Origin of the sequence: Brachyspira pilosicoli (assembly GCF_008016535.1) — a bacterium.
Lineage (GTDB): Bacteria > Spirochaetota > Brachyspiria > Brachyspirales > Brachyspiraceae > Brachyspira > Brachyspira pilosicoli_A.
On record NZ_SAXY01000027.1, the window covers coordinates 1 to 9301 of the forward strand.

Consider the following 9301-nt stretch of genomic DNA (forward strand, 5'->3'; position numbering starts at 1 on the left):
GTTTGTATAGCCTGTATCTTAAAAGGTGAAGTTTTTAAGACATATTTTAAGAAAGATAAAGCAATAGAAGGTGTTTTATCTTCATAGATTTCTCTCCAACTATAACGAGCAGCTAAATCTACAGCAGTGAATTGATAAACTGTTTTTCTGCCTAATTTGATATATTTAGTGTCTATTTGAACTATTTTGCCTTTTTTTTGTATTTTAGAGACAAATTTTCGTTTATCATATCGCTTCTTTTTCTTTTTTATTTTGTATCTCCAAAGATTATTTCTTTTTAGTACATTCTCTATAGCTGTAACACCTATCTTAATGCCTTTACGATTTAAATATGCTTTAATATAATGCTTACCTCGATATTCTTTAGTATAGAGTTCAATAATTAAATTAATAGCTTTTTGATTATTAAAGATATTTGGAGAAGTTTTTGGCTTAGTACTAAAATTAGCAACTGTTCCAGTATTTTTATGTTTCTTAATCCAAGTATAAAAAGTGGATTTATTTATTCTTTCCATCTTTAAAAATCTTTTAATATTTTTAGTTTTTAATGCTTCATCCACTATAAATAATTTAAATTCTGTGCTATAATCTTTTTTCATAGTAGCATCCTTTTTATTTGTTTTATGTTCAAAATATTATAACAAGGATACTGCTTTTTTTATACTATAAATCTGGTTAAAAGTCAAGTAAAAATAAGGTTTAATAAAAAATAAATAAGGTTAAACCTTATTTATCACTTATTCAATCAAAAAAGAACATATTTTGTAATTCCTGCATAATTACACATTTAAGCTGGTAAATACAGAGATGTATTTTAATAAAAAATTATTAGGAGAAAAAAATATGAAAGGCTTTTTGATAAATACAAAGAGTATAATTTGCATTTTGAGTATGATAGAGAAAAAAAATGCATTTTGATATATAGAAATTGTTTTTTAAGTTTAAGAATATTTGAAGGATTAAAAATAGAACAAGGTCATTTTTCAAAGGTATATCATTATTTTTCTAATATAAAAGAATTAGTCAAATATGTAAAAAATCATTTCAAAATATCAAAATTTGATGATATTGAGATATTAAGAAAAGAAACAGTATTATGGCAGAAATCTTAAAGGAGTGAATAATGAGCTATTTAACAAAAACATATTATGATAATGAACTCAAAACATTCGTTGTTGAAGAGTATACAGATTGGGGCATGAAAAAATATGACGGCTCTGGTAATTTAATTGCTTATGAGAAAATAGCTGATGATGATGATTTTGTCAGTGATAACATCAATGACGAGATAGATGAACCTGATGAGTTTTTTTACAAGCTTTATTCGTGGGAGAAGAGAAAGTTTGAAGAAGCAGAAAAATAAAAAATATAAGGGGGTAGTAAATGAGCTTATTAAAAGATATTTTCGGAAGAAAAAAACAAATAAAGTGTGCTGTATGCGGTGAGGCGATACAAAATGACTTTAAAACAAAATATTTAAAATTAAACGGCTGTTTTGGTTTACACATGCTTCACTATGAATGTGATAAAAAAATAAATAATTTAGAAAAATCTATAAAAGGGGAATAACTTATATGAAAAATGAAAAAATAGAAATTCCTTTAGAGCGTATGGAGAGTGAGCCTTATAATTCTATAGTTGATTTTTTTGACAGAGATGAAGATACTATTGGTTTTACACTTGTAAGTCTTGGAGGGAAATATCATAAATTTTTAAAGGGGTTATATGATAATGATGAATATAAAGAGTATTATTTTTATAATGCATTAGGCACGCATATTATAGAAAATTACGTTGATATACTTCAAAGCCATATGGACAATTTACTTAATTTAAATAATAAAGGTAAAAGAAAGCATGTAGGCTGCAGATATTCTTTCGGTTATAAGGCACTTAGCAATATGTACGGCAACAAAATAATATTTGATAAATTAAAACCAGAAGAGTTTAATGTAATACTTACAGAAAGCTATATGATGGAGCCTGAACTAAGCACTTGTGCAATAGTTTCATTTTGTGAAGATGCTTACTATTTTGCTAATTAATTTTATTTAATATATATTATAATTTTTTAATTATTTGTGAATAGAATTATAATTTATAATGGTATAAAATATAAATATATATTTAAACTAAAAATATAGCCTTTTTGCTTCTTTGGGTCACGCCGCAGGCACTCCCTTTGGTCGCAAAAGAAGTGGGGATTCTATCCTACGGGTACGCTTCGCAGGGTGGCTAGTCCCCGAAAATAATAATATAAAAACTAATTTTTATAAAATTCAAAGTTTTTCAGTATGGTAGAGGTTTTTATTATGTTTTTAGAAAATTATTTAGAAAGTATAAAAAATATAACAGCTGAAGATAAAGAACATACTTATAGAAGTGCTTTAGAAATCTTATTAAATGATATCAAAAATAATCTTAATTTTAAAAAAGTTAATATAAAGCATGAACCTAATAATGATAAAGAGGGTAGAGGAGCTCCTGATTTTTTAGTTACTATTGATTCTCTTGTTTTGGGGTATATTGAAAATAAAAGAGTAAATGCTAATCTTGATGAAATTATTAAAAGTGAGCAGATAAAAAAATATTTACTTTTAAGCGGTAATATTATAATTACTGATTATTTGAGATTTATATTAATTGATGAAAACTTAAATATTATTGATGAAGTTAGAATATGCGAATTAAGCGAGATTAAAAATTATAAAAAAATTAAACTTGATGATGCGGGCAGAAAACTTTTAGATATATTTAAAATATTTTTCTCAAGAGAGCCTAAACCTATAAATACAGCTTTAGAGTTTGCTGATGCTTTGGCTATGCGTACTAGAATATTGAGAGATGATTTATATGAACTTAAAAACAATAATCATATAGAGCGTTTATATAATATATTTAAAACCACAATTTATTCGCAGATAGATTTTGCTGACTTCTGCGATAACTTTGCTCAAACTCTTACTTATAGTTTATTTTTAGCAAGACTTAATACAAATGAAAAAATAGATTTATATAATGTAACTAAGTTTATACCAAAATCGTTTCCGTTAATAAGAGCAATGAGTAAATTCCTTCAAGATTTGGAAGAGTTGAATATTAATGATTTAAAAACTATAAAATGGCTTTTGAATGAAATAATAAACATCACCAATCATATAAATATTGTTTCTATTGTAGAAGAATTAAATAAATATGATAACACAGCAGTGCAGAAAGACCCTTATATGCATTTTTATGAAACTTTTTTGTATAAATATAATCCAGAGCTTAGAGAATTAAGAGGCGTTTATTATACCCCTCAAAGTGTGGTTAATTTTATTATTGATTCTATAGATATAGTTTTAAAAGAATATTTTAATAAAGACAAAGGCTTAGGCGATGCATTAGAAAAAGACACCAACATAAGACTTTTAGACTTTGCTACAGGTACAGGTACATTTTTACTTGATTCTTTTAGAAAGGCTCTATCTTATTATCAAAAAAACTCTGTTAAATATAACCCTAAAGAATTAATTAATAAATTTTACGGCTTTGAGTTTATGATAGCCCCATATACAATAGCACATCTTAAAATATCTCAAACACTAAAAGAAGAATTTAATTATAATTTAGAAGATGATGAGAGATTAAATATATTTTTAACTAATACATTAGAGAATATACATTTAGATGAGGGCAAGGAAAAAAATAATATATTTGAAGAGCTTAATGAAGAGATGAACCTCGCCCAAAAAACAAAAGAAAAAGATATTCTCGTAATAACAGGCAACCCTCCCTATAGCGGAGCAAGTGCCAACAAAGGCATATTTGAGGAAGAGGTAAGAAAAGAATATAAAGACGGTTTAGAAGAAAAGCCTTTAGCTATAACAAGAAACGGTAAAATAGAAAAAGAAAAAAATCCAAAATGGCTTCTTGATGATTATGTGAAGTTTATAAGATTTGCACAGCAGAAAATAGATAATCAAAAGGCAGGCGGAATATTTGGTTTTATTTCTAATAATTCGTTTTTGGATAACCCAACATTTAGGGGTATGCGTTATAGCTTATTAAAAAGTTTTGATGAAATATATATTGTAAATTTGCATGGCAACACGAGAAAAAAAGAAGTTTCTCCAGACGGCAGCAAAGATGAAAATGTATTTGACATAATGCAGGGTGTGAGTATAAATATATTTGTAAGGTATACGCAAAATATAGATGAGTTAAATAATGTAAACTCTATCACACATAAATATAACAGAGAAAGTGCAGCTGTTTATTATTATGATTTGTATGGCAAAAGAGAATATAAATATAAATTTCTTTTTGATAATAATATTAAAAGCATAGAGCGGAAGAAATTAGAATATAAAGAGCCTTTCTTTTTGTTTGTAAAACAAGATGAAAATTTACTTGAAGAGTATGACAATTTTTATAGTTTAAAGGATATGTTTAGACTATCAAGTGTTGGGATTGTAACTGGAAGAGATAATTTTTGCTTATCTAAAAATGATACTATAAATTCATTAAATGAATTAAAGAATAATATAAAAAGATTTATTGAATTAGATATTGAATATGCTAGAAAAGAATTTGATTTGGGAAAAGATAGCAGAGATTGGCAGATTAAATATGCCAAAAAAGAGCTAGAGGAAACGAATAATGATGATAATAATTACAAAATTATCAATTATCGCCCTTTTGATAAAAGATGGACTTATTATACAGGTAAATCAAAAGGTTTTCATTGTATGCCAAGAGGCGATATTATGGAGCATTTTTTGAAAGGTGATAATAATATAGGATTAATATGCGATAGAGGTACTAAATTAAAAGAAATATCAAATATTTTTATTTCTAATAATTTGATTGATTTACATCTTGTAGGTTCTGGCAGTTATATTTTCCCTTTATATTTATACAATACTCCTAATGCAATAAAAAATATTCAGTCTGCAGATTATAGCGGTGCTGATTTGTTTAAAAAAACAGCTTCAAACCCTTTTCAAAATGCTGATAAGATTGAGAATTTTACCGTTAATTTTAGAAACTTTATTGATGAAAAATATAGCTCTCATTTCTCACCTGAAGATATATTGGGCTATATTTATGCTGTGCTGTTTCACAAAACTTACAGAACTAAATATATTGACTTCCTAAAAATTGATTTCCCTAAAATCCCTTTTACTGATTCTAAAGATATTTTTATTAAATTAAGTTCTATAGGTACTCAATTATACAATCTTCATCTAATGAAAGATAATAACTTAAATAATGATGTAGGTGAGGGTTTATATAAAGATGATAAAAACAACAAAATAGAAAAACCTCTTTACAATGAAAAAGAAAACAAACTCTTTATAAACAAAAGTCTTTATTTTGACAAGGTATCAAAAGAAGTTTGGCTCTATAAAATTGGAGGCTATCAGGTATTGGATAAATATTTAAAATCGCACAAAGATGAAGAGATTGATTACTCATGTTTTCAAAAAATTATACAGGTTTTAGATAAATCTATTATATTAGAAAAAGAGATTTCTGATATTAATTTCTTCTAAATATTTTAAATAAAAGATAGTATATGCTGAAGTAAGTATATTTAGTCGATTTATTTATTTTTATATATATCTTACATATAAAGCAAAAACGTTTGCACTTTTTGGTTCTTTTTGCTGCGGGAAAAAGAACAACAAAAAAATTGGCAAACTTAAAAAGATTAGTATCTTAAAAAATAAATTTCTGATATTAATTTCTTCTAAATGTTTTTAAGTAAATCTGCCGCAAACTCGTAGTTGTTTAGGCTCATTATATGCATTTTTTTATGTATTTTTAGCATGTCCTCAAAAAGCTTTGCAGATAATTCTATAGCTGTTTTTCTCTCTTCTTCTGCTGATTTATCGCTTGCTTTTTTTAATTTTTCAAGCCATTTATCTGGTATATATGAGCCTGATAAATTATAATATATAAAATATGCAGTTTTATAAGTTAATACAGGAAAAAAACCCGGTACTAATATAGGCTTTTCTTTTAACGGCAACTCATCAATGCAATTTAATAAAAACTCTAATCTCTCAGCTTCGTATATTGGCTGAGTAAATATTGCCTTAACTCCAGAATTAGCCTTTTTAGCAAGTCTTACTTTTAAGCTGTCATTATTTTTAGCATAGCTATTTATCACACAAAAAGGATATATCGGCTTTAAGGGTTCTTTAAAAGTAAACTCTCCTAAACTTTTTGATTTATTTAAATTTTTTATTATGTCTATTAATAAATTGGAGTTTCCTTCAAATACCCCCTTAGCCTGTTTTTGATTTCCATTAGCTATAGCATCACCTGTAACTGCAAGTATCATTCTTATATCAAAATAATTAGCACCTATTAAATCATTTTGTAAAGCTATAGAGTTTTTATCACGCATTGTTTGTGTTGCAATGAATGGTTTATTATTGTTTAATTTTTGCTGCAACTGTATTGATGCTAATATTGATGATATTTTTATGTTTGCAAAAGGGGAATCGGTTACTACAAATGCATCTACATAATTTTGTATATTAGAATTATTTATTTTCTCTTCTATATAGCTTAAATCATATTTTGCCTGAGGAGATACTTCTAGAGTGAAACAATACTCATTATTATTTTCTAACTTTTTTATAAAATTTTCTACATAATTATTCATTCGATATATCATATTATATAATAGAAAAAAGTCAAACTGTAAAAATTGTTTTTTATGGTTATATTTTATATATGTTTTATTATATTATAAATGTTTATATTTTTTTGACAAATTAACATTATAATGTATAATTTATTGTAAAATATTATGTATATTGTGAGAGATATATGAGAGAAATATTTTTACAATTAGAAAGTGAGAATGTTGAAAAGAGACTAGAAGCCCTCGATGAGCTAGCTAAACAAGTATCTGTTGCCGATAAAAAAGCTGTTATAAAAGTATTAAAAGAACATATATTAGATTGGGACGAAGAGGTTAGGGCTAAAGTTGCTCATTTATTAAAAATATATATGGAGAAATAATAATATGGCGAGAATAATATCTTTTTCTAGTGGGAAAGGTGGAGCTGGAAAAACTTTATGTTCCGTCAATTTTGCTAGTGAATTAGTTTCCAAAGGTTATAAAGTATTAGTTTTTGATATAGATATTAATTGTTCTAATGTTTTTATATTATTGCAGGTAAAGCCTCAGTCTAAATTACAGCAATATTTTGAAGGGAATATTACTTTAAAAGATTGTATATTAAACAGCCCTTTTAATATAGATGTTATCAGTGCGGGAGTTAATATACAAAAACTTCTTCCGTTTGAAAGTGATTTTTATTTGTCAAAACTTGCTAATGATTTAAAAACTTTATCTGAGGAATATGATTATGTTATTATAGATTATGCTGCTGGTATAACACAATCTATGTTAAAGTTTTATGAGATTTCTGATGATATTATCTTAATTGCTAATCCTGAAATAACTTCTCTTACTGATTTATATAGACTTATAAAAATGATATGTTCTAATAAAATTACAGAGAAACTTTATTTGGTTGTAAACAAAGTAAAAAATATAGATTGGGCAGTTAATTTATATAAAGAGATAAAAAAAGTAGTTGATAAATTTGAACTTAATATAGAACTTAATTTACTTGGACCTATATTGTTTGATGAAGAGAAAGTAATGATGTCTATTCAAAAGAGAACACCGCTAATAATTCTTTATCCTAGAACTCCTATCAAAGGCGGATTTTCTTTGGCTGTTACAAGGTATTTATATGATACAGGCGAAATGAAAGATGATAATAATGTTAAGGATAAAGCTTTTTTAGATTTCTTTTAATATTAAATAAATCAATAAAAAAGAGACAGCATATTTTACTGCCTCTTTTCTAAGAATTAGAGTATAATTATCTATAGTAATAATATCTCATTCTATATGAGTTTAATTGACTTAATTGTTCATCTGTAAGAACATCTAAAATAGCAACATCTTTTTCTATTCTAAGATAATCAATTTCTTTTTCTAAATCCTTTCTTTGACTGATTAAATCTTTTATTAAGTTTAAATCTAAATCAATTTTTTCTCTTTCAAGTTTGAATTTATAATCAATGCTTCTTTTTTGATATTCTAAATCATTGATTTTTAATTCATATTCATAAGATATTTGACCCATTTCTTCAAGCTGAGCATCAGTTAGATATATTCCAACATTTCTGCAGATTCTGTATATATCACCTCTAGGACCACCCATAGCTCTTGGCATAGCTCTTTCTCTTGGACCTGGTGCAGGCGGAACATCACCGCCTCTTGGTGCAGGCGGCTGAGCGAATGCTAATGCTGATACTAATGTTAATATGAATGTAGATAATAATAATTTTGATTTCATTTTTAATAACTCCTGTTTTGTTTTTGTATTATATTAGACGAAGTGATATATATAAAAGTTCCCAATTATAATTTAAAAATACAATTATTTTTATAAAGTTATATATAAAATGTTGATTTTTTTATATATTTAATTATCATTATTGTATAACAAATTATAGTTATTATAATTTATTAAATTTTTTATAAGGAAGTATATAAATTATGGGTAAATTAGGAAGAATTTTATGGTTAGTATTTGGAATATTACTTATTATATCAGGAATAGCTACTATGTTTAATCCGTTAGAGACTGTGTTGTTGTTAGCATATATAATAGGCTTTCTAACAATATTCTCTGGTATAAGCACTATATTTTATTTTTTCAGTTTAAGGCATTTATCAAGTTCACTTTTAATTTTAGCAGATGGCATAATATCAACTATATGTGGTATTATAATCATATCTAATCTTACAATCAGCGGTGCATTTATACCGTATATGGTGTCATTTTTTGTAATAGTGAGGGGCGTTATTGCTATATCTTCTTCAATAGAATTAAAAAAAGAGGGTTACAGTAAATGGGGGCTATCATTATTTAGCGGTGTATTAACATTATTAGCTGGAATTGTGTTAGCATTTAATCCTATAATTGGTGCTGTTTATGTGAGTGTAATTATTGGACTTGGTTTAATACTTTACGGTATTGTTACTTTGCAGCTTTGGTTTGCTTATGGAAATTTTTTTAAGGATTAATATTATATTTAATAAGAAAATATAAATAAAAAAATATTAATTTACTAATTGATAAAAAATAAGGGGCTGTCCTAGATAACTTAAATTTGTTAAAATTAAAGTATGAAACGCAGTAAATTAAGTCAAGATAAACAATTAAAATTAATAGAACATTTTGTAGCAGGAACCACAGCAAGAACTACATCAGTT

General features: G+C 26.1%; 11 protein-coding genes and 1 pseudogene. 9 read left to right on the top strand and 3 right to left on the bottom strand.

The features are described from left to right. Positions 1-599, bottom strand: a 599-nt coding sequence (locus tag EPJ72_RS03975) for a transposase (RefSeq protein ID WP_147730939.1), incomplete at its 3' end; no start/stop codon positions are given. Positions 600-914: 315 nt separating this feature from the next. On the opposite strand from EPJ72_RS03975, the gene EPJ72_RS03980 reads away from it, so the two are divergent. From EPJ72_RS03980 to EPJ72_RS04000, 5 genes are all read left to right on the top strand, one after another. Continuing rightward, entirely contained in the window at positions 915-1112 is a 198-nt protein-coding gene (locus tag EPJ72_RS03980) for a hypothetical protein (protein ID WP_147730940.1), read from the top strand. Between the two features lie 11 nt (positions 1113-1123). After that, positions 1124-1363, top strand: a complete 240-nt coding sequence (locus EPJ72_RS03985; RefSeq protein ID WP_147730941.1) for a hypothetical protein — start codon at positions 1124-1126, stop codon at positions 1361-1363. Positions 1364-1383: 20 nt separating this feature from the next. Continuing rightward, the gene (locus tag EPJ72_RS03990; protein WP_147730942.1) at positions 1384-1569 is read left to right on the top strand and encodes a hypothetical protein; all 186 of its coding nucleotides are present in this window, start codon (positions 1384-1386) and stop codon (positions 1567-1569) included. A 5-nt stretch (positions 1570-1574) separates the two neighbouring features. Further along, the gene (locus EPJ72_RS03995) at positions 1575-2045 is read left to right on the top strand and encodes a vitamin B12 dependent-methionine synthase activation domain-containing protein (RefSeq protein WP_242004906.1); all 471 of its coding nucleotides are present in this window, start codon (positions 1575-1577) and stop codon (positions 2043-2045) included. Positions 2046-2312: 267 nt separating this feature from the next. Beyond that, a complete protein-coding gene (locus tag EPJ72_RS04000) occupies positions 2313-5540 on the top strand; it encodes a type ISP restriction/modification enzyme (RefSeq protein ID WP_147730943.1) in 3228 nt (1075 codons plus the stop codon). A gap of 197 nt (positions 5541-5737) precedes the next feature. Here the strand turns inward: EPJ72_RS04000 and EPJ72_RS04005 are convergent, their stop codons facing one another. Further along, positions 5738-6661, bottom strand: a complete 924-nt coding sequence (locus EPJ72_RS04005; RefSeq protein WP_147730944.1) for a methylenetetrahydrofolate reductase — start codon at positions 6659-6661, stop codon at positions 5738-5740. Positions 6662-6828: 167 nt separating this feature from the next. Between EPJ72_RS04005 and EPJ72_RS04010 the strand changes: the two genes are divergently transcribed. After that, on the top strand, positions 6829-7023 hold the full coding sequence (locus EPJ72_RS04010) for a hypothetical protein (RefSeq protein WP_147730945.1): 195 nt from the start codon (positions 6829-6831) through the stop codon (positions 7021-7023). Between the two features lie 4 nt (positions 7024-7027). Next, on the top strand, positions 7028-7831 hold the full coding sequence (locus tag EPJ72_RS04015) for an AAA family ATPase (RefSeq protein WP_147730946.1): 804 nt from the start codon (positions 7028-7030) through the stop codon (positions 7829-7831). Between the two features lie 67 nt (positions 7832-7898). Here the strand turns inward: EPJ72_RS04015 and EPJ72_RS04020 are convergent, their stop codons facing one another. After that, entirely contained in the window at positions 7899-8378 is a 480-nt protein-coding gene (locus EPJ72_RS04020; RefSeq protein ID WP_147730947.1) for a Spy/CpxP family protein refolding chaperone, read from the bottom strand. Positions 8379-8581: 203 nt separating this feature from the next. Between EPJ72_RS04020 and EPJ72_RS04025 the strand changes: the two genes are divergently transcribed. Both EPJ72_RS04025 and EPJ72_RS04030 read left to right on the top strand, forming a co-directional pair. After that, the gene (locus tag EPJ72_RS04025; protein WP_147730948.1) at positions 8582-9112 is read left to right on the top strand and encodes an HdeD family acid-resistance protein; all 531 of its coding nucleotides are present in this window, start codon (positions 8582-8584) and stop codon (positions 9110-9112) included. Between the two features lie 102 nt (positions 9113-9214). Then, positions 9215-9301 (top strand): annotated as a pseudogene (locus EPJ72_RS04030) (IS1595 family transposase); the annotation flags it as partial.